The organism is Rhodococcus sp. MT28 (genome assembly GCF_058792695.1).
Genome location: NZ_JBXAFD010000002.1, coordinates 822,982 through 843,118 on the forward strand (window position 1 = coordinate 822,982; position 20,137 = coordinate 843,118).

General features: G+C 62.9%; 18 protein-coding genes. 12 read left to right on the forward strand and 6 right to left on the reverse strand.

Going from position 1 to position 20,137, the window contains the following annotated elements; translation table 11 throughout:
* The first annotated feature begins 47 nt into the window (after nucleotides 1-47).
* The 11 genes from AC1Q6C_RS12135 (at nucleotide 48) to AC1Q6C_RS12185 (ending at nucleotide 11,683) form a co-directional block, all read left to right on the forward strand.
* On the forward strand, nucleotides 48-626 hold the full coding sequence (locus AC1Q6C_RS12135) for an FAS1-like dehydratase domain-containing protein (protein WP_058227087.1): 579 nt from the start codon (nucleotides 48-50) through the stop codon (nucleotides 624-626).
* A complete protein-coding gene (locus AC1Q6C_RS12140; RefSeq protein WP_047271580.1) occupies nucleotides 623-1,051 on the forward strand; it encodes a Zn-ribbon domain-containing OB-fold protein in 429 nt (142 codons plus the stop codon). The genes AC1Q6C_RS12135 and AC1Q6C_RS12140 overlap by 4 nt, the downstream gene beginning before the upstream one ends.
* Nucleotides 1,048-1,461, forward strand: a complete 414-nt coding sequence (locus tag AC1Q6C_RS12145) for a hotdog family protein (protein ID WP_047271582.1) — start codon at nucleotides 1,048-1,050, stop codon at nucleotides 1,459-1,461. The genes AC1Q6C_RS12140 and AC1Q6C_RS12145 overlap by 4 nt, the downstream gene beginning before the upstream one ends.
* A complete protein-coding gene (locus tag AC1Q6C_RS12150; RefSeq protein ID WP_030535711.1) occupies nucleotides 1,458-2,639 on the forward strand; it encodes a lipid-transfer protein in 1,182 nt (393 codons plus the stop codon). Before AC1Q6C_RS12145 ends, AC1Q6C_RS12150 begins: the two co-directional genes overlap by 4 nt.
* Before the next feature lie 32 nt (nucleotides 2,640-2,671).
* Nucleotides 2,672-3,880 (forward strand): DegT/DnrJ/EryC1/StrS family aminotransferase, encoded by a 1,209-nt coding sequence (locus tag AC1Q6C_RS12155; RefSeq protein ID WP_003943793.1) that lies wholly within the window; start codon nucleotides 2,672-2,674, stop codon nucleotides 3,878-3,880.
* A 1-nt stretch (nucleotide 3,881) separates the two neighbouring features.
* Nucleotides 3,882-4,736: an SDR family NAD(P)-dependent oxidoreductase gene (locus tag AC1Q6C_RS12160; RefSeq protein ID WP_020905912.1), complete on the forward strand. Its 855-nt coding sequence runs from the start codon at nucleotides 3,882-3,884 to the stop codon at nucleotides 4,734-4,736.
* Nucleotides 4,733-5,863 (forward strand): steroid 3-ketoacyl-CoA thiolase, encoded by a 1,131-nt coding sequence (locus AC1Q6C_RS12165; protein WP_283551879.1) that lies wholly within the window; start codon nucleotides 4,733-4,735, stop codon nucleotides 5,861-5,863. The genes AC1Q6C_RS12160 and AC1Q6C_RS12165 overlap by 4 nt, the downstream gene beginning before the upstream one ends.
* A 27-nt stretch (nucleotides 5,864-5,890) precedes the next feature.
* On the forward strand, nucleotides 5,891-8,101 hold the full coding sequence (locus tag AC1Q6C_RS12170) for an acyl-CoA dehydrogenase family protein (RefSeq protein WP_492666634.1): 2,211 nt from the start codon (nucleotides 5,891-5,893) through the stop codon (nucleotides 8,099-8,101).
* 17 nt (nucleotides 8,102-8,118) lie between these two features.
* Nucleotides 8,119-9,324: an acyl-CoA dehydrogenase family protein gene (locus AC1Q6C_RS12175; protein ID WP_047271591.1), complete on the forward strand. Its 1,206-nt coding sequence runs from the start codon at nucleotides 8,119-8,121 to the stop codon at nucleotides 9,322-9,324.
* A gap of 1 nt (nucleotide 9,325) precedes the next feature.
* Nucleotides 9,326-10,453, forward strand: a complete 1,128-nt coding sequence (locus AC1Q6C_RS12180) for an acyl-CoA dehydrogenase family protein (protein ID WP_492666635.1) — start codon at nucleotides 9,326-9,328, stop codon at nucleotides 10,451-10,453.
* A 66-nt stretch (nucleotides 10,454-10,519) separates the two neighbouring features.
* On the forward strand, nucleotides 10,520-11,683 hold the full coding sequence (locus tag AC1Q6C_RS12185; RefSeq protein WP_047271595.1) for a low temperature requirement protein A: 1,164 nt from the start codon (nucleotides 10,520-10,522) through the stop codon (nucleotides 11,681-11,683).
* Nucleotides 11,684-11,687: 4 nt separating this feature from the next.
* Here the strand turns inward: AC1Q6C_RS12185 and AC1Q6C_RS12190 are convergent, their stop codons facing one another.
* From AC1Q6C_RS12190 to AC1Q6C_RS12205, 4 genes are read right to left on the reverse strand one after another with little or no spacing between them, the layout of a single operon-like run.
* Entirely contained in the window at nucleotides 11,688-13,388 is a 1,701-nt protein-coding gene (locus AC1Q6C_RS12190) for a vWA domain-containing protein (RefSeq protein ID WP_492666636.1), read from the reverse strand.
* 59 nt (nucleotides 13,389-13,447) lie between these two features.
* Nucleotides 13,448-14,161, reverse strand: a complete 714-nt coding sequence (locus AC1Q6C_RS12195; RefSeq protein ID WP_007731510.1) for a type 1 glutamine amidotransferase — start codon at nucleotides 14,159-14,161, stop codon at nucleotides 13,448-13,450.
* Nucleotides 14,154-15,407 carry a Mur ligase family protein gene (locus tag AC1Q6C_RS12200; RefSeq protein WP_003943457.1) on the reverse strand — a complete coding sequence of 418 codons (1,254 nt, stop codon included), beginning with the start codon at nucleotides 15,405-15,407 and terminating at the stop codon, nucleotides 14,154-14,156. The genes AC1Q6C_RS12195 and AC1Q6C_RS12200 overlap by 8 nt, the downstream gene beginning before the upstream one ends.
* 25 nt (nucleotides 15,408-15,432) lie before the next feature.
* Nucleotides 15,433-16,374, reverse strand: a complete 942-nt coding sequence (locus AC1Q6C_RS12205; RefSeq protein WP_003943484.1) for an EamA family transporter — start codon at nucleotides 16,372-16,374, stop codon at nucleotides 15,433-15,435.
* An 89-nt stretch (nucleotides 16,375-16,463) separates the two neighbouring features.
* Between AC1Q6C_RS12205 and AC1Q6C_RS12210 the strand changes: the two genes are divergently transcribed.
* Nucleotides 16,464-17,357: a LysR family transcriptional regulator gene (locus AC1Q6C_RS12210; RefSeq protein ID WP_003943476.1), complete on the forward strand. Its 894-nt coding sequence runs from the start codon at nucleotides 16,464-16,466 to the stop codon at nucleotides 17,355-17,357.
* A gap of 180 nt (nucleotides 17,358-17,537) precedes the next feature.
* Here AC1Q6C_RS12210 and AC1Q6C_RS12215 read toward each other — a convergent pair whose 3' ends face one another.
* Both AC1Q6C_RS12215 and leuA read right to left on the reverse strand, forming a co-directional pair.
* The gene (locus AC1Q6C_RS12215) at nucleotides 17,538-17,915 is read right to left on the reverse strand and encodes a PLDc N-terminal domain-containing protein (protein WP_003943489.1); all 378 of its coding nucleotides are present in this window, start codon (nucleotides 17,913-17,915) and stop codon (nucleotides 17,538-17,540) included.
* Between the two features lie 240 nt (nucleotides 17,916-18,155).
* Entirely contained in the window at nucleotides 18,156-19,964 is a 1,809-nt protein-coding gene (leuA, locus tag AC1Q6C_RS12220) for a 2-isopropylmalate synthase (RefSeq protein ID WP_003943488.1), read from the reverse strand.
* Nucleotides 19,965-20,137 lie beyond the last annotated feature (173 nt).

The following is a 20,137-nucleotide window of genomic DNA, read 5'->3' on the forward strand; positions in this document are numbered from 1 at the left end:
GCTTCAAAATCAAGCGCTTGCTCAACTTTCGTTCACGGAGGATTTCAGTGCAGAGCCTGCAGACGCAGTTTCCGAATTTCATCGGCGCAGAGGCCGAACCACCCCGCGTCGCCCGCTACGCCGTCAACGAGGCGATGATCCGCAACTGGGTCGAGGCGCACGACGACCGCAACCCGATCTACGTCGACGCAGAGGCCGCCCGCAGTACCGGCCGTCGAGACGTCGTCTGTCCGCCCGCCATGATTTCGACCTGGGTGATGGCGGGTTACCGACGTTATCGGCAGGTCCAGCAACTTCGTGCCGACGGAGCCTCCGAGGACTTCGCGTATTCACGACTGCTGGCGTTGTTGGACGAGGCCGGATACACGTCCGTTGTCGCGACCAACGTCGAGCAGGAGTATTTCGCGGAGCTGAGCCCCGGAGACCACGTCACCGCGCATTTCACCATCGAAGCGATCTCGCCGTTCAAACAGACTGCCCTCGGTCACGGGTGTTTCATCACTCTGTTCAAGGAGTACGTCGACCAGGACGGAAAGACGTTGGTCGAAGAGCGCTTTCGATTGCTCAGGTTCAAACCAGATGCCCAGACAGATACTCAACTCGAAGTCCAGGAGGTAATCGCATGAGCGAGACTGGCTCCCGCAACACCGCTGTTCCGAGACTGACCGTCACCGACGACAACGATTTCTTCTTCTCTGCGGCCAAAGAGGGTCGCCTCGAGATCCAACGGTGTGGGGATTGCAAGACACTGCGCCACCCACCCGCACCCGCGTGCCCGGAATGCCGCTCGTTCAGTTGGGACACAGTCGAATCCACGCGGCGATGCACGTTGCACAGCTTCACGGTCATCCATCACCCGAAGGATCCTGCTTTCGAGTACCCACTCGCCGTCGGACTCGTCGATCTCGAAGAAGGCACGCGTCTGGTTGCCGACATCGCGGGGATCGATCACGAGGAACTCGACTTCGGCTTGGAACTCGAAGTGACCTTCTCCGAGCACGCTCACGGCGAGATGCTGCCGCAACTGAGGCGACGGGGTTCGGTGCAATGACGAAACTGATTGACTGCGAAGTGGGTTCGGTCCTCCCCAGCCTCGAATTGCCGTTGGATCGAACGCTGATCGTCGCCACTGCGATCTCTTCTCAGGATTTCGAGGACGTGCATCACGATCCGGGCAAGGCCCAGGATCGCGGAACTCCCGACATCTTCATGAGCATCAACACCACCAACGGGCTCATCGACCGCTATATCACCGACTGGTCCGGCCCGGCATCACGGATCGTCAAAACATCACTACGGCTTGGTGTTCCGAACTTTCCCGGAGACACCATGACATTCACCGGCGAGGTCACCGCCACAGACGGCCGGGCGCTCACCGTGACGGTTCTCGGGAAAAACGCCCGTGGAACACACGTGACGGCCGACGTGACTCTCGAACCGGTGGAAAGGGTAATCGCATGACACGAGGATTTTCGAGGCAAGCAGCCATCGCCGGAATCGGCGCAACCGAGTTCTCCAAGAACTCCGGCCGTAGCGAATGGCAGTTGGCGTGCGAATCCGTGATCGCCGCACTCGACGACGCTCACATCGAGGCAGAAGAGGTGAACGGATTTGCGCTGTTCACCATGGAGAACAATCCTGAGATTGCGGTCGCACGCGCCCTCGGGATCCCGGAATTGACGTTCTTCAGTCGAATTCCACACGGCGGCGGCGGTGCCTGCGCACCGGTTCAACAAGCAGCGCTTGCCGTCTCCAGCGGAGTTGCCGACGTTGTGGTCGTCTACCGTGCCTTCAACGAAAGATCAGGTCACCGATTCGGCGCCGGCCCGCCACCTTTTGCGTACAACGCGTCGACGGACCAGGAGTATCGGAACTGGATCAACCCGTACGGGCTTCTGACCCCGGCGCAGCAGGAAGCCTTCCTCGCCAAGCTGTACATGCACAAGTACGGGGCAACAAGCGCCGACTTCGGCCAGATCTCGGTCCTCTCACGCAAGCATGCGGCGAACAACCCCAAGGCCTGGTTCTACGAACGCCCGATCACTATCGAGGACCATCAGAACTCACGCATGATCGCCGATCCCATCCGCCTGCTCGACTGCTGCCAGGAAAGTGACGGCGGACAGGCGCTGGTGATCGTCAGTGCGGAGCGCGCCCGCGACCTGCCGCACAAACCTGCGGTCATCAGTGGCGCTGCGCAAGGTGTAGGTCCGCAACAGATTTCGATGAGCAGCTACTACCGCGACGACATCGACAGCATGCCGGAAGTCGAACTCGTGGCGCGCCAACTGTGGGACCAGGCCGGTATCGGGCCGGACGACATCGATGCCGCAATTCTCTACGACGCTTTCACCCCGATGGTTCTGCTTCAACTCGAGGAGTACGGATTCTGCGGTCGGGGCGAGGCAAAAGACTTCATCGCCGACGGCAATCTCGAGCTGGACGGTCGCCTGCCGATCAACACCCACGGCGGTCAACTCGGTGAGGGATACATCCACGGCGTCAACGGTATTGCCGAAGGTGTTCGCCTGATCCGCGGCACCTCCACCAATCAACCGACCAAAACTCTGGACAACGTGCTCGTGACCGGCGGCTCTCCCGTCCCGCACAGTGCGCTCGTCCTCTCGGCAGATCGCTGAATCTGCCGCCTATTCGAGAAAGCAGGAACAAGATGAGCGAGCGGATCACCTACGCCAGGGCCACCCACGGCGAGGAAGAAATACAGGCTGTTGTCGACGTCTTGCGCAGCGGGCATCAAGGATTGCGCATCGGCAAGAACGTCTTCGAGATGGAAGAACGTATCGCGGCCTTGGCCGGCAAGAAGTTCGGCGTCATGTGCAACTCGGGATCCTCGGGTTTGTACTTGGCAGTCGAGCTGCTCGGACTGCCTGCGGGAAGCGAGATCATCACGTCGCCGTTGACGTTCTCCACCGATATCGCACCGATCGTGCGTGCCGGTCTGGTGCCGGTGTTCGTGGACGTGGAACCCAACACGTTCAACGTCGACGTCACCAAGATCGAAGCCATGGTCACCGAAAAGACCGGTGCCATACTGATGCCGAACCTGGCCGGCAACTGCCCGGACTGGGACGTCATTCGTGATATCGCTGATCGCCATGGACTCAAGGTGATCGAGGATTCGTGTGATGCGATCGGCGCCACGCTCCGCGGCACTCCTACCGGCTCTCGGGCCGACATCGTCGTCACCAGCTTCTCGATGGCACACATCATCACGTGCGCGGGAACCGGTGGAATGGTGTGCGTCGACGACGAAGCCAGCCGAGACAAGGCTCTTCTGCTTCGCCGTTGGGGCCGTCGTAGCGAGCCGAACCTGTTCGGCAGCACCAAGTCCGGTCGAGTCTTCCGTGAAGAACTCGACGGCGTCGACTACGACAACGATTTCATTTTCGAGCTCATGTCGTGGAACTTCGAGCCCTCCGAACTCGGCGCAGCCTACGGCGTGGTGCAGCTCGACAAGCTGGAAGAGAACTACAAGACGCGCAAGGCCACCTTTGCGGCCTTCACAGCGGCATATGGTGCTCACCCCGAATTCTTCACGACGCCGGTAGAACTCGACGGTCTCGACACGGCGTGGCTGTGTTACCCGGTGATGATCAACGAGAACGCCCCCTTCACGCGCAGCGACCTGCAGGAAGCCATCGAGGCCGACGGTATCGACACACGAACTGTGTGGAGCGGCAACGTCACTCGTCACCCGATGATGAACAACATCGAGTTCCGTCAGCCGGCCGAAGGATTGCCGGAAGCCGACGCGGTTTTCGCCCGAGGAATGACACTCGGCATGAGTCACGGCCTGCGTGAAGACGAAGTTGCACGGATTGCGGAGAGCATCAATCGCTTCGCCTCGAAGTTCAAATAGCATGACGAGGCGCTTTGACGGCCGCCGAGCGCTTGTCACCGGTTCCAGTCGCGGAATCGGTGCGGGCGTCGCGGAGCGACTGGCAGCCGAGGGTGCCGACGTCGCCCTCGTGGCTCGGACGCTCGGCACGCATGCAACCCTGCCCGGCAGTCTCGAAGAGACTGCGGCTCGAATTGCCAAGTACGGAACCAAAGTCGAGATAGTTGTCGCAGATCTGACGGACGAGCAGCAGCGCGACACCGTTGTACCGCTGGCGATCGAGAAGCTTGGCGGGACGATCGACATCCTGGTGAACAACGCGGCAGCGGCGATCTATCAGCCGCTCTCGGATTACCCACTGCGGCGGCGACGATTGATGTTCGAGGCAAATGTCCATGCACCGCTCGATCTGATGCAAGCCGTGGTGCCGGGGATGGTGGCAAACGGATACGGCTGGATCGTGAACGTGTCCAGTGGCACCGTCAAACCGTGGCATGGCCCGCCGTTCACGTGGGTCGAACCGGGAACTGCCATGACCGTGTACGGCGCGTCCAAAGCAGCGCTCAACAGGATGAGCAACGGCATGGGCGTGGAACTCTACGGCCAGGGGGTTCGCGTCAACACGGTTCAACCGCGGGCAGCGGTGCTCAGTGAGGGCGCCAGAGTCCTGGTCGGTGAGACTATCCGGCCGGATCAGGTCGAATCTATGGAAGAAATGGTGGAAGCGGTCACAGCGCTGTGTGATTGCGACACCGAGTTCACCGCGCGCTCGAGCGTCAGCTTGGACCTGATCGACGAGTGGTCCCTGACCGTGCGTGGTCTGGACGGCGCAGCATTACCGGAGAACCCAGCATTACGAACCGAGGAGTTGGCATGAAGCCCGTCATCGTGGACGCAGCACGAACGCCGTTCGGCAAGCGTGAGGGTTGGCTGTCCGGAGTCCACGCGGCGGAACTGTTGGGTTATGCGCAGAAAGGCGTGCTGGATCGGGTGGGCGTGGATCCTGGCGCGGTCGACCAGGTCATCGGCGGCTGTGTGACGCCTCTCGGTGAGCAGTTCGGAAACATCGTGCGTACGTCCTGGATGCATGCGGGCCTTCCGTTGAAAGCGGGCTGCACCACGATCGACGCGCAGTGCGGAACCGCGCAGCAATCGGTGCAGTTGATTGCCGGGCAGATTGCCATCGGTGCAGTCGACGTGGGTGTGGCGTGCGGTGTGGAACTGATGTCCCGCGCTCCGTTGACGTACAAGGTGGGTACCGGCCTCGGAACACCACGTCCGGAGTCGTGGTCACTCGATACCGTCGATCAGTACACCGCGGCCGATCGGATTGCTGTCAAGCGCGGTTTCGGCCGCGAGGATCTCGACTCCTTCGGGCTGCGCTCGCAGCAGCGAGCCGCAGCAGCATGGGAGGCAGGACGCTTCGACTCACACATCATCGATGTGGTCGCCCCGGGCTCTGACGTTCCGGTTCATCGGGATCAGGGTCTGCGCGAATCGAGTCTCGAAGGACTCGCGAAACTGCGTACCGTTCAAGAGGGCGGATTGCACACCGCTGGAACGTCTTCGCAGGTCTCGGACGGTGCGAGTGCCGCTCTGCTGATGTCCGAGGATCGAGCCAGGATGCTCGGCGTGCGGCCGCGGGCAAAGATATTGGCGCAGTGCGTCATCGGCGGAGACATCGAGTTCATGCTCGACGGTCCCGTGGACGCGGCAAACATCGTGCTCGGCCGCACCGGTCTGACGATCGACGACATCGATCTGTTCGAGGTCAACGAGGCATTTGCTTCGGTACCGATGTCGTTCGCGCAGGTTCACGGCGTCGATCCCGAATTGCTGAACGTCAACGGTGGTGCAATCGCGTTGGGCCACCCGGCCGGTGCAACCGGAATCAGACTGTTGGCCAATGCCATCGACGAACTGGAGCGCCGGGACAAGTCCATCGCGCTGATCGCGATCTGCGCGTCCGCCGCAACCACCTGCCTGATTCTCGAACGCATCTGACAAGAACCGAAGATTGAGGAACCTGCCATGGCACTGCCCCTGCTCGAAGATCACCGTGACCTGGCGGAAGCGGTAGCCGCATTCGCGAACCGCTTCGGTGGAATCGCCGATACGCGGAGCAACGTCAAGCGGTACGCCGCCGGTGATCGGCCGGACTCGTGGAATGGATTGGTCCGTCAGGGACTGCACGCAGTGCACCTGCCGGAGCAGTACGGCGGTGACGGGGCAGGGCTTGCCGAACTGGCGGTGGTAGTCGAGCAATTGGGTGATGCGCTTTACCCGGGACCGTACGTTCCGACGGTCATCGCCAGTGGGATCCTCGCAAAAGCTGCCGGCCCGGCTGCGGAATCAATGCTGACCGAATTGGCTGCCGGTGCAACCGGAGCAGTCTGCACCGGCGTGGGATTGCGCGCGGCTCGCAGCGATGCAGGGTGGACCGTGAGCGGTTCTGCCGACCCGGCTCTAGGTCTGCCCGGAGCCGATGTCGTTCTCGTGCAAGCGAACAGCGACGACGGCGAGTTGTGGTTCCGGCTCGAGCAGTCGTCTTCCGCTGCGGTGGAGGTCGAAGACGGAGTGGATCTGACACGCTCGATCGGGACACTGACGTTGACCGATCACAAGGTCGACGCTGGGCTGATCGTCGAGGGTCTCCAGGCGCACCGAGTCGAACTGATCGTCAACACGGTGTTGGCTGCGGAGGCGAGCGGTATCGCCGGGTGGGCGCTACGCACCGCGGTCGACTATGTGAAGTCCCGGCAGCAGTTCGGCCGTCCGGTCGGAAGCTTCCAGGCAGTTCAGCACAAGGCGGCCATGATGCTGGTCCGCTCCGAGATTGCCTGTGCCGCAGCGTGGGACGCCGCTCGGTCCGAAGAGCACGACGAGGATCAACAGAGACTTGTCTCGGCTCAAGCTGCGTTGGCCGCTTTGCCCGTCGGCATCGAGAACGCCCTCGAATGTGTCACGTTGCTCGGCGGAATCGGATTCACCTGGGAGCATGACGCGCATCTGTACTGGCGCCGGGCAATCAGTATCGCTGCGGTGGCGGGTTCCGAGGTGAAGTGGGCACACACGTTGGGAGACCGGTCTGCCGATTCGGAACGGGATTTCTCCTTTGTCGACCCGGACATGCTGCCGGAACTACGAGAGCAGGTTCGCAGGGTTCTGGACGAGGTTGCGCTGCTGCCCGACGACGGAACCACCAGCGCCAGTTGGGCGCCGGCCAAGGGGAGCGCTCGACGCGCCCGATTTGCCGACGCCAAACTGGTTGCCCCGCACTATCGGGCGCCGTACGGGCTGGGAGCAGGACCGAGAGAACAGGCCGTCATCGCACACGAATTCGCGATGCGAGGTTGGGCTCAACCGTCCACGGTGATCGGGGAATGGGTGCTGCCCACGATTCTCGAACACGGCAACGCCGAGCAGCAGGACAGGTTCGTCGAGCCTTCGCTGCGCGCCGACATCATCTGGTGCCAGCTGTTCAGTGAGCCGGGCGCGGGATCAGACCTGGCCGGTCTGAGCACGAAAGCGCGCAAGGTCGACGGTGGCTGGGTCCTGTCGGGTCAGAAAGTGTGGAACTCGGGCGCGCACGAGGCCGATTGGGGAGTATGCCTGGCGCGTTCGGACGCCGACGCTCCGAAACATCGTGGGCTGTCGTACTTCCTGGTCGACATGACCTCGAAAGGCATCGACGTACGTCCGCTGAAACAAGCCACCGGTAAGTCGGAGTTCAACGAGGTATTCCTCGACGACGTCTTCGTCCCGGACGACTGCCTGGTGGCGGAGCCGGGGCAAGGGTGGAAGCTTGCTGCGACAACGCTGTCCAACGAACGCCTGAGTATGGGCAGCACGCTGCACCACGGTTCGAGTCGGCTGTTCCGTCAGGTTATTGCCGACGCGAGCCACGACTGCCCTCGCGAAGACGCAGTGGATGGCCTCGGCCGCAGTATCTCTCGTGAGTTGGCACTGTCCGCGATGAATCTACGCGGGGTGTCGGCGCGACTGGCGGGTCAGGAACCGGGCTCCGAGATCAGCGTGTCGAAGGTGTACAACGCCCTGGCGCAGCGTGAGGGCTCGCGGGATCTGTTGCGACTGCTCGGACCTCGTGCCGCCGTTGTCGACCCGTCGGCGAATTACGCGATAGACCACATCGGACTTCCCTCGATTCTGTTCGGCGGCGGAACCGTCGAAATTCAACTCAACGTCATCGCGCAGCGCGTACTCGGCCTGCCGCGTTCGTAGATCTTAGGAGTTTCACCATGTACTTGGATTTGTCGGAGGAGTCGAAGACTCTGCGCAAGGAATTGCGGGCGTACTTCGCGGAGATCATCAACGACGAAGACCGCCGTGCTCTCGTGGATCAGACCGAAGGCGGCCCCGTCTTCGATCGCATTCTGCGCCGAATGGGTAAAGACGGTTGGCTGGGCTTGGGGTGGCCGGAGGAATTCGGCGGTCGGGGCGAGAACCCCGAAGCTCTGTACGTGTTCTACGACGAGGTGATTCGCGCCAATGCGCCGCTGTCGCTGGTCACGCTGAACACCGTCGGACCCGCTCTGATCAAGCACGGGACGCAAGCTCAGAAGGACTTCTTCCTGCGTCCGATCCTGGCGGGCGAGTTGATCTTTGCCATCGGCTACACCGAACCCAATGCGGGCACCGACCTCGCGGCACTCGAAACACGCGCCCGCATCGAGGGTGACGAGCTTGTCATCAACGGCAACAAGATCTTCACCAGTGCCGGTGTGTTTGCCGACTGGGTCTGGCTTGCCGTTCGTACCGATCCTGACGCGCCGACGCATCAGGGCATTTCCGTGGTCCTGGTACCGACCAGCTCGCCGGGGTTCTCGGTCACCGAAATTCACACCGTGGGCGGAATCAGCACTTCGGCAACCTATTACGAAGATGTTCGGGTGCCGATCACCAATGTCGTCGGTGAGCTCAATCAAGGGTGGAAGCTCATCACCAACCAGCTCAACCACGAACGTGTTGCCCTGGCGGCACGCGGTGGTATAGCCAACGAGCTCTTTGCCGAGGTGGTCGAATGGGCAAAGACCGAACCCGCCGGTGACGGCCACGTCTACGACATCGGCTGGGTACGTGAGAAATTGGCGGAAGTCTACGCGCTGCTCAGTGCTGCCGACCTGATGAACCTACGACTGGTGGCGGACGTCGCCGCCAACACCTTGGGCGGCGGGGATTCGGCCGCGGCCAAGATCTTCGGTACCGAAGCCGTCGTCAGTGCGTACGGCATGCTGCAGGAAGTGCTGGGCGCCAAGGGCTTACTGCGCCCCGGCACACCCGGAGCGGTACTGGAAGGGCGAGTCGAGAACCTGGGTCGACGCGCCCAGAACAACACCTTCGGCGGTGGAACCAACGAAGTGATGCGTGAAATTGTCGCCGCAAAATGTCTGGGCATGGCGCTTGCTGCGCGTCGCCGGCCCGCTGCACAGAACGAAAAGAGCTGACATGGAATTCGAATTCGACGACAACTTGTCCGCAGTGCGGGATCTGAGTGAATCGATCTTCTCGGCGAAGTCCGGAGTGGACCGCCTGCGGGAAGTGGAGGGCGCCGGCGGTTTCGACGCCGAACTGTGGAAGCTCCTCGCCGATTCCGACGTTCTGGGGATTGCTCTGCCAGAGGAGGTCGGGGGAGCGGGACTCGGAATGCTAGGCCTGGCAGCGGTGCTCGAACAACAGGGCCGCCGGGTCGCCCAGGTGCCGCTCTGGTCGGTGATTTCGACGGCAGCGCTGCCGATTGCCGAGTTCGGCAGTAAGGAGCAGAAAGCGTCGTGGCTTCCGGGACTGCTCGACGGCTCGGTGATCGTCACCGGCGCCTTCGACACCGGTTACAACGCCGAGACGGCGGTTCGCGCCGAGCCGGCGCCTGACGGTTGGGTTCTGTCAGGCCGCGTCGACTCCGTGTCTGCCGCGGAGTTCGCTGCCGCACTGGTGGTTCCGGTGACGATGCCGGACGGCAGTGTCACCGTGATGATCGTGCCGACGGACCGGGATGCGCTGGTGCGTACACCGCTTGCGGTGACGAACCGCGAGAGCAACAGCGCTGTGCAGTTCGACGGGGTTGCGGTTACTGCAGCTGACGCACTTCCCGCGGACGGCGCGGTGGTTCGAGACTGGACGTTACGACGTGCGCGGGTCGCTCTGGCGGCCCTGGCTACCGGCGTCTGCGAGGAAGCGCTGGCGATGACGGCGAAATACACCTCCGAGCGAGTGCAATTCGGTCGTCCACTCTCGACCAACCAGGCAGTTGCCGTCCGGGCCGCCGACGCGTACCTCGACACCGAGAGCACAAGATTGACCACCCACCGCGCTGCCTGGCTGATGGACAGCGGAGTCGAGAGTGAAGCGGAAGCGGCTGCGCTGGTCGCCAAATGGTGGGCGTCGCGCGGCGGTTTGCGCGTGGTGCACGCGACCCAGCACATGCACGGCGGAATCGGCGCGGATGTCGACTATCCGATTCACCGCTATTTCCTGTGGGGACGGCAGATCGCCTTCACTTTGGGGAGCGCGGGGGCGATAGGCGCCGAACTCGCCGATCAGTTGGAGATCCGAGCCCAGATCGGGGCGTCGGCCTGAATATCTGAGACGACAGGTTCCAGTCACGGGCAGCGCGTCGGCAATCATCGCGCTACTCTGCCCTTCGTGAATCGCACCAGTTCGTTCATCAGGCCGTTGGTTCCGCGGGACCCGCACGAGCCGCACCGGGTGGCGACGCCGCTCGAACTGCTCACCGACCTCTGCTTCGTCGTGGCGGTCGCTCAAGCGGCCACCGGTCTGCACCACGCGATCAGCGAAGGGCATGCGGCTTCGGGCGTCGGGCACTTCGCGATGGCTTTCTTCGCGATCTGGTGGACGTGGCTGAATTTCACGTGGTTCACCTCGGCGTACGACAACGACGACGGAATCGCCCGGCTGCTGACCATCTTCCAGATCCTCGGATCGCTGGTCCTTGCAGCCGGCATCGTCCGCTTCTTCAACGACGACGCCCTGCTGATCATCGTCGGCTACGTCATCATGCGAATAGCACTGGTCATCCAATGGCTCAGGGTCTCGCGGAACGACCCCGAACATGCGCTCACGGCGCGTCGATACGCTCTCGGAATCGTGTTGGTCCAGATCGGTTGGATCGGTTTCTACTTCGTGCCGTCCGCCGTTTACGTCCCGACGTTCCTGGTGTTGGTTCTGTGCGAATTCGCGGTACCGATCTGGTCGGAGAAGCCGGGCATGACGCCGTGGCACCCGCATCACATCGCGGAGCGGTACTCGTTGTTCTTCATCATCGTTCTGGGCGAGACGATCCTTTCGACCACCATCGCGATTCAGGACGCGGTCGACGGTGAGCATCCGGCAGCGCAGGTCACCTACGTCGTGATCGGCGGCATTCTGATTGTCTTCAGCCTGTGGTGGTTGTACTTCCAACGCAATGCAGGCGAAGTGATCGGCGGTGACAACGTCTCACCCTTCGTCTGGGGGTTCGGTCACTACTTCATCTTCGCCGCCGCTGCCGCCATCGGTGCGGGGTTGGCCTCGCGCGTCGACTTCTGGACTCATCACGGTGACGGCAGCGCGTTGGTGACGGGTGCTGCCGTCACCGTTCCGGTCGCGGTCATCCTTGCCGCCTTGTGGTTCATCCACATTCGACTACACGACTCCTCGGTACGCACCCTCGTGCCGTTCTCGGTCGCGATAGTCGTCGTGCTCGGTGGTACCTACACCGCGGTGCCCGAACTGGTCGCGGGACTGGCCTGCGCCGCGCTGTTGGCCGTGGAACTGATTCTGACCGAGGGCAAATCCGAAACCGTCTGAGCGCTCATTCGGCGGCAAGGAATATCGCCTTGGTGACGGCGACGGTTTCCAGTGGTCCCTTCGACGGTCCGACCAGCACGGTCCACCGATCTTCGGAACGATCTATCGGATAGGTGTTTTCGGCCCACACGATGGGGGTATCCGCCCCTTGCCCTCGGCAGGAGTAGGCGCCCGCCAGACGGGGGTCGGATTCGGTAGATGGCCACGAACCGCCGTGTCGGACGCGGCAGAGAAGACCGTTCTCGAGTTCGAGCCCGAAGGGAGTCGGGTCGGCGGGCGGAGGATAGGCCTCGACGCCGTCGACTCCCCGAGCGGTGATCAGTTCTGTTCCCCAGGGAAATTGCAGGCAGAGAATCGAATCGGGCTCCGGACCGGGCCAACACGCGTCCGCCCCGTCTGCGGTGCTTCCGCAGGTGATGACTCCCGGCGTGACAGCCGACTGTGATGCTGCGTAGCACTCGCTGATCTTCATGGCCGGCGTTTGGACGCTCCAACCGGATTTGGGTTTGCCGGAACCGTCGACGGCAACAAGATTCACGATCTCGGTCGGGGTACCGCCTGCCGATGATCCCGCAGTCGCAGGCAAGCATCGGCAGAGGACTATGCGGGTGATCGTTCCCTCATCCGCCTTCTTGCCTTCGGGTGTGAAGGTGATGCGATAGCCGGTTCCCGCTTCGGTGTCGGCCGGAAAGACTGCGACCGATTCCCCGTCGGAATTGGGTGTGGCAGTGAAGGGACCGTAAAGTTCGGCGGCACGCTGCATCTTCTGGCCGACGGTCAGTCCGTCCAGTGTGGCAGCGCCGGTCCGGGGCGCGATTTCGACGAGAACGCCGTCGGTGAAGGTCAATTCGCAGTCCTGCCACTGGACGACCACTGTTCCGGTCTTCGATACCGGCGCAAGGTCGCCGGCGGCTTTCCGCGTTTCCTCCTCCGTCATGCCGATCCGAAGGTTGCGGAAGCCGCTGGTGGAGAGTCGCTCCCGTGCGGATTCGGGATCCGAGGCAACCGCCAGCCGTGCGGTGAGTTGCGCCGCGTTGGCAGCGTCGATCGCCATGCCCCCGGTTGCGTCGGCGATGCACTTCAGCTGGGCGGACGCAGCGGCGTCGAGCTTGAATCCGATGGTGTGGATGGTCAGGTCAGGATCGTGGGGCATCGCTTCGGTGGACTCACACGGAGGTTCGGTCGAGCAGGTGTCCTCCCCGTCGGAGACGAGGATGATCGTGCGCTCACCATCGGCGGGGAGTGCGGCGGCGGCTTGTTGAAGCGCAGCCATGATCGGCGTGTATCCCGACGCGGACAACCCGTCGATTCCCGCTGCGAATGCATTTCGATCGAGTGGTCCGAGTGGCACGACGGTCTTGATGTCGCGGCAACCCGCGACCTTCTCGGCGTCGCTGCTACCCGTGGCGGTGCCGTACGCGATCAGACCGAGCGCAGCATCGTCTGGGAGGCCACTGACGAGAGTGTGAATCGCGTTCTTGGCGGCATCGATTCGAGGACCGGGAGCGTCGTCCTGCTTCATCGACCCCGAGGCATCCAGCACGATGACGGTAGGCGCCGTTGCGCTCACTTCTGAAGCTGGATCAGCAGTGACACTTACCTGCTGGGTCCCGCCTGCTTCTTTGGGCCCGCCACTGCCCTGCGTCGAACACCCGACGGCAATGATCGCAGTCGCCGCAATATAGATCGCCACACGAAGACGCATGGAACGAGGCTACGAGCTGACGTGGCCGGCCAACAGTCGTCCGAACGGACGGCACTGGCTCAGCGAATCGCGAGTCGCTCCTTGCGGAGCTTGTCGACCTCGGGCAGATGCAGGGGTTCAAGCTCGTTCACACCCAAGGCGCGCATGAGCAGGAGGTCCGCGAGTTCGGGGTTGCGAGCCAAAGCGGGTCCGTGCATGTACGTCCCGATCACCGAACCCTGCACGACGCCTTCGAATCCGTCGCCGACGCCGTTTCCGACACCATGGGTGACACGTGCGAATCCAGAGGCTGAGCTACCCAGAGTTGTTCCGCCGCGGTGATTCTCGAAACCTGAGAGGGGCGCGGTGAGTCCGTCGATCAGCGGCTTCGTGATGACTTCGCCGATGGAACGCTTCTCCTGCGGCGAGGTTGTGACGTCGAGCATCGAGACACCGTCGACGCGTTCGCCGCTGGAGGTTTCGTACCAGTTGCCGAGCACCTGAATGGCAGCGCAGATCGCCAGAACCGGTGCGCCACGCTCTGCGGCGCGTTGCAGACCAGGGTATTTCGCGAGGTGACGCGTGGCGAGGCGCTGAGCGGAATCCTCGGCGCCACCCAACGTGTACACGTCGAGCGAATCGGGGACCGGATCGCTGAGGGTGATGTCCACGATTTCGGCGTCGTAGCCTCGCATCCGTAGACGCTGACGCAGGATCAGGGCATTGCCGCCGTCGCCGTAGGTGCCCATGACGTCGGGGAGTACCAGACCGATGCGAACTGTCGAGTCAGACATTGCGAGACTCCTTCGCGATGGCAGTGTTGAGGTCACGGAAGGCCGTGTAGTTCGCCAGTACCTCCACACGTCCGGGAGGGCAGGAAGCGATGGCGCGCAACGGGTCCGGGTCGAGAGTGTGCTCGACGCCCGCGTACGTGAGGCGAACTGCCAGATCTGTTCCGCGTTCACCGGCGGCCACTACCTTGACACCTTCGAAGTGCTCGAACTTCACGTCCCACAGCCAGGAGAGGTCCTCGCCGTCCGGCACCTGACCGTTCACCGCGATGACCAGACCGTCCACCGTGGGATCGATCATCGACAACGCTTCCTGCCAGCCGGCGGGATTCTTCGCGAGCAGCATGTGAACGGAGTGCGGTCCGACCTCGACGGTGCTGTATCGACCTGCGACTTCTTGAACCGTCGATGCGGCGGCAACTGCCCCGACCGGATCTGCACCCAAAGCCGCTGCAGCCGCTACGGCCTGAGCTGCGTTGCCGCGGTTGGCTTTTCCGGGGAGGGTCAACGTCATCGGAATCTTCAGGCCGTCGGGGCCGTAGAGATTGTCGTCGTCGAGCCACCAGGTCGGCTCGGGCCGCGCGAAGTCGGAACCGGTACTGCGCCAGTGCTTTCCCTCCCACACGATGGGTTCGCCGGTGCGCGGGCAGCTGACGGAATCGCCGGCCCAACCGCCGCCGGCAGCAACCCACACGACGTTGGTGGCGTCGTATGCCACGGAGGTGACCAGTACGTCGTCGCAGTTGGCGACGATCACCGCATTCGGATGCGCGTTGACGCACGCGCGCAGTTTCCGTTCGATCATGTTGATCTCGCCGACCCGGTCGAGCTGATCGCGGCTGAGATTCAGCAGCACGATCACTTCCGGGTTCACGGCGTCGGCTACGTGGGGGACGTGCAGTTCGTCGACCTCGAGTGCCGCCAGCGTCGCATCGGTACGCGCGGCCAGGGCGGCCACGATCCCGGCATCCATGTTGGCGCCGTCGGCCTGCGTGGCGACGTCACCGAGTGTCGCGAGCGCTGCGGCGGTCATACGTGTGGTCGTCGACTTGCCGTTGGTGCCGGTGACCACGACGGTGCGCTTGCCGCGTCCGAGCTGAGTCATGAGCGTCGGGTCGATCTTGAGGGCGATCAGCCCGCCGATCATCGAACCCTTGCCGCGACCGGCCTTCTGCGATGCCCAAGATGCTGCTGCGGCAGCTCGCATGGCGAGCTTTCCGCGCGCTGTGATCGATAGTCCAGTTCCCACGGCCCGAGTTTGGCACAGGGCGTCGTCAGACGCCGAGTCGCGCCGGTGGTGAGGCTGCAGGTGTGTCCGAGAAAACAGTGTTCGCGGGCTTACGCCTCATCTGTGCGGCACTCGCTCCGGCGATCACGATGACCGCCCCGACCAGTGACAACGGGCTCGGATCCTCGTGCAGGAACAGCCAGGACGCGCCGATTCCCACGACTGGCACCAGCAAGGAGAGCGGCGCCACCATGCCGGCGGGATAGCGGCCCATGAGCATCGTCCAGAGCCCGGATCCGGCGATGGTGCCGAGCAGAATGATGTAGGCCAGTCCGACCAGCGACGGCCAGGCGTCGGCGCTGAATGCGGTGCCGAGTGCGTGCCAGCCGACTGTGGGGCCTTCGACCACGGCTGACAGTGCGAGCATCGGTAACGGCGGGATGACACACATCCACAACATCAAGCGCATCGGTGCAGGCTCGCCGACGGTGTTCGCCGCAGCCAAGCGGCTGCCGAGATTGCCGAACGCCCAGGACAGGCCGCCGAGGAGTGTGAGGACGACGGGCAGCAGTGCCGCGTGGTGCGAGCGGTCCCAGCCGATCAAGGACATCCCGCCAACGGCGACGGCGATACCGGAGACCTGCCAGACGCTGAGCTTCTCGCGGAGCAGGAAAGCGCCGAGTAGGACGGTGAACGGTGCTGACGACTGCAGGACAAGTGATGCAAGGCCCGTCGGCATCCCCGAATGCATCGCCCAGAAGAGGAAGACGAACTGGCCGAATCCGAAACCGAATCCGTAGAGCAGCAGCCAGCGGAGCGGCACCTGTGGACGCGGCACGAAGATGACCACCGGAATCGCGATGATCAGAAACCGCAGCGCTGCGAAGAAGAACGGCGGGAAATGATCCAGGCCGACGCGAATGGCCAGGAAGTTCAGACCCCACAAGACGATCACGGTCAGGCCGAGGAGACGGTCGCGGGGAGTCATGCGTTAATCGTGAGCCGTACGAAGCATCAGAACAAGCGAATATAGATGCACTATCCATGTAGTTTTGCTACATGGATATTCGTCACCGTATGGATGCCACGCGCCTGCGAATCCTCCGCGAGCTCGCCGACCGAGGAACCGTCGGCGCTACTGCTCTTGCCCTCTCGATGACGCCGTCCGCCGTCTCGCAACAACTCAAGATCCTCGGACGAGAAGCGGGGGTCTCGCTCCTCGAACCGGACGGGCGCACGCTGCGCCTCACCGACGCGGGCAGAGCGCTGGTGCTTCGCGCCGACGACGTGGTGGCGGCGCTAGACCGGGCGGCGGACGAGATGGCGTCGTACCGAGGCTCGCCGCGGGGAAAGGTGCGAGTCGCGTTCTTTCCCTCCGGCGCGGCGCTCCTGCTGCCCGGTGTCCTGACGGCGCTGAAGAACTCGGACGTGGACATCGACGCCTACGACGTCGACAAACCGGCGTCGGCCGTCCCTGGGCTGTTGGCCGATCACGATGTGATCCTCACTCACCGTGACGAACGCGGAGCCGAGACGTCGTTTCCCCGGGTCAGCGTGCAACCGCTGATGCGTGAACCGATCGATCTGGTGCTGCGGCCTGATCATCCACTCGCCGAGCAGGATTCGGTCCGGCTGGAACAATTGGCCGACGAGAACTGGATAAGCGTGCGCGGCGGGTTTCCGGTCGACGACGTTCTGCTGTCGGTTGCGTCGGTAACCGGCGTCCAGCCTCGCGTCGCTCATCGGATAAACGATTTCCGCGTCATCGAAGAGCTGGTGGCGGCGGGCCACGGCGTGGCTTTGATGCCGCGATACGCGATCACGCATCCCGGAGTTTCGAGGAAACCGGTGGCGGGAGTGCGCGCTGCACGAGTTTATGAATTGGCAACTCGGTTACACGCCAACCGCAGTCCGGCTATCGGAGTCGTGCTCGACGCCTTTCGTGACGTCGCGCGTGCTGTCGGTGAATGAAGGCTGTCGGTGAATGAAGGGCTGTCGGTGAATGAAGGGCCGTCGGTGAATGAACGGCTGTCGGTGAATGAGCAGCTGTTGGTGAATGAACACAAAACGGGAGCGACACGATTAGTGTCGCTCCCGTTTCGGTAGTGCAATCCTCACGGTTTAGTGAGGGTCGCTTAGTGAGGGCCGGTATCAGGCGAGAGCCTTGGCCTTCAGTGCTGCGAATTCTTCTTCACTGATGGTGCCGGCGTCGAGAAGTGCCTTTGCATCTGCGATGGATTCGGCCGGGGACTTTCCGGCAACCTCACGGATGTAGCTGTCCTGTGCGTTCTTGACCTGCTGTGCAGCCTCGAGGGACCGCTGTGCCATTCCGTCACTGCGAACGATCAGGTAGACGAGCGAGGTGAGCAGCGGAATGAAGAACAGGAAGACGATCCAGATTGCCTTCACCCAGCCGGAGGTCTTGTGATCGCGGAACAGGTCGGTGATGATCGAGAAGAGCAGGATCAAGTACGCGATGAACGCGAAGCTGATGATGATCAGCCAGAGGAAGTCCCAAAAGGAATCCATTGTCGAGCTCCATTTCACAAGTCGGATTTGTCTGAGCTGACTATCTCACGCGCACGTGGCGTCTGCATCATCCTCGATGGGTGAATTCTTTTTGTTAACTTCGCTAACCGACTCTTTCGGGACCAATGTCATGCCGAATCGAAAACATCGACCGAAAATCTTCAGTGCTCTGAAAACGACCCTGGCCCCACCCGAAAATCGGGTGAGACCAGGGATTGTTCACGAGTCAGGAGCTGAGTGTCAGCTGGCGCGGTTCACTGCCGAGACCACAGCGCGCAGCGAGGCCGTCGTGATCGACGTGGCGATACCCACACCCCAGACGACGGTGCTCTGACCCTCCGGGCCCGTCACGGCGCACTCGACGTAGGCCGCGGCCTGGGCGTCGTCACCGGCGGACATCGCGTGCTCGGAGTAGTCGAGTACACGAACGTCGAAGTTGATGCTTCCCAGCGCGTCGACGAAGGCAGCGAGCGGGCCGTTGCCGGTTCCCGAGATCTCCTGCTCCTTGCCGTTCACCTTGACGATCGCGGTGATCGCATCGGTGCCGCCGTCCTCCTCGGACGCGGTGACCTTCTGCTTCATGCGCTCGAGCGGGGTGATGGGAGCGAGGTACTCCTCGTGGAAGACATCCCACATTTCCTTCGGCGAGACCTCGCCGCCCTCGCCGTCGGTGATCTTCTGGACCGACTGCGAGAACTCGACCTGCAGACGACGCGGCAGCACCAGACCGTGATCGGCCTTCATGATGTAGGCGACGCCGCCCTTGCCGGACTGCGAGTTCACACGGATGACGGCCTCGTAGCTGCGGCCGACGTCCTTCGGGTCGATCGGCAGGTAGGGGACCTGCCAGAGAATGTCGTCGACGTCGGAGTTCTGGCTGTCGGCGTCGACCTTCATGGCGTCGAGGCCCTTGTTGATCGCGTCCTGGTGGCTGCCGGAGAACGCGGTGTAGACCAGGTCGCCGCCGTACGGATGACGCTCGTGGACGGGCAGCTGGTTGCAGTACTCGACCGTGCGACGGATCTCGTCGATGTTCGAGAAATCGATCTGCGGGTCGACGCCGCGCGTGAACATGTTCAGAGCGAGAGTGACCAGGCAGACGTTGCCGGTGCGCTCACCGTTGCCGAACAGGCAGCCTTCGATGCGGTCCGCGCCGGCCTGGTAGCCCAGCTCGGCTGCAGCGACACCCGTGCCGCGGTCGTTGTGGGGGTGCAGCGACAGGATGACCGAATCGCGGCGGGCCAGGTTGCGGTGCATCCACTCGATGGAGTCGGCATACACGTTGGGTGTAGCCATCTCGACGGTGGCGGGCAGGTTCAGGATGACCGGGTTGGCCGGCGTCGCACCCAGGGTTTCGGTGACGGCGTCACATACTTCCTTGGCGTACTCGAGCTCGGTGCCGGTGTAGGACTCGGGCGAGTATTCCCAGCGCCAGTTCGTGTCCGGGTACTTCTTCGACTCGGCGAGGACCAGTTCGGCGGCGTCGGTGGCGATCTTCTTGATCGTGTCCTTGTCGGCGCGGAACACGACGCGGCGCTGCAGAATCGAGGTGGAGTTGTAGAAGTGCACGATCGCGTTCTCGGCACCTTCACAGGCCTCGAACGTGCGCTTGATCAGCTCGGGACGCGACTGCGTCAGCACCTGGATGGTGACGTCGGACGGGATGGCGCCGTCCTCGATGATCTCGCGAACGAAATCGAAGTCCGTCTGGCTCGCGGACGGGAAGCCGACCTCGATCTCCTTGTATCCCATACGAACCAGGAGATCGAACATACGACGCTTGCGCGCCGGGCTCATCGGATCGATCAGCGCCTGGTTGCCGTCGCGCAGGTCAACGGCACACCACTGGGGTGCTCGGTCGATGATCTTGTCCGGCCAGGTGCGGTCGGGCAGCGTGACCGTCTCGACCTCTTCGGCGAACGGGCGGTAGCGGAACGTCGGCATCGACGAGTTCTTCTGCGTGTTCCACGCAGGCTGGTCGGACGGTGCCGGCTTCGTGGGCGGGGTGATGGTGCGAGTGCCGGTGGTGAATGCGTCAGCGGGGGACATGGGTGTGATCTCCAGGATTGTGGACCCGGCCTGTTGACCTGTTGGTCAAGACCATGAGTCCGGAAGGCTTGGTCGACCGGCGCACAAAAACCCCGCGGCGGGAGGCCAGTCTGGATCAGACCCCGTCGCGGCAACCAAGAAGGAGTGCGCGCTGCATGCACAGCACTCTACTC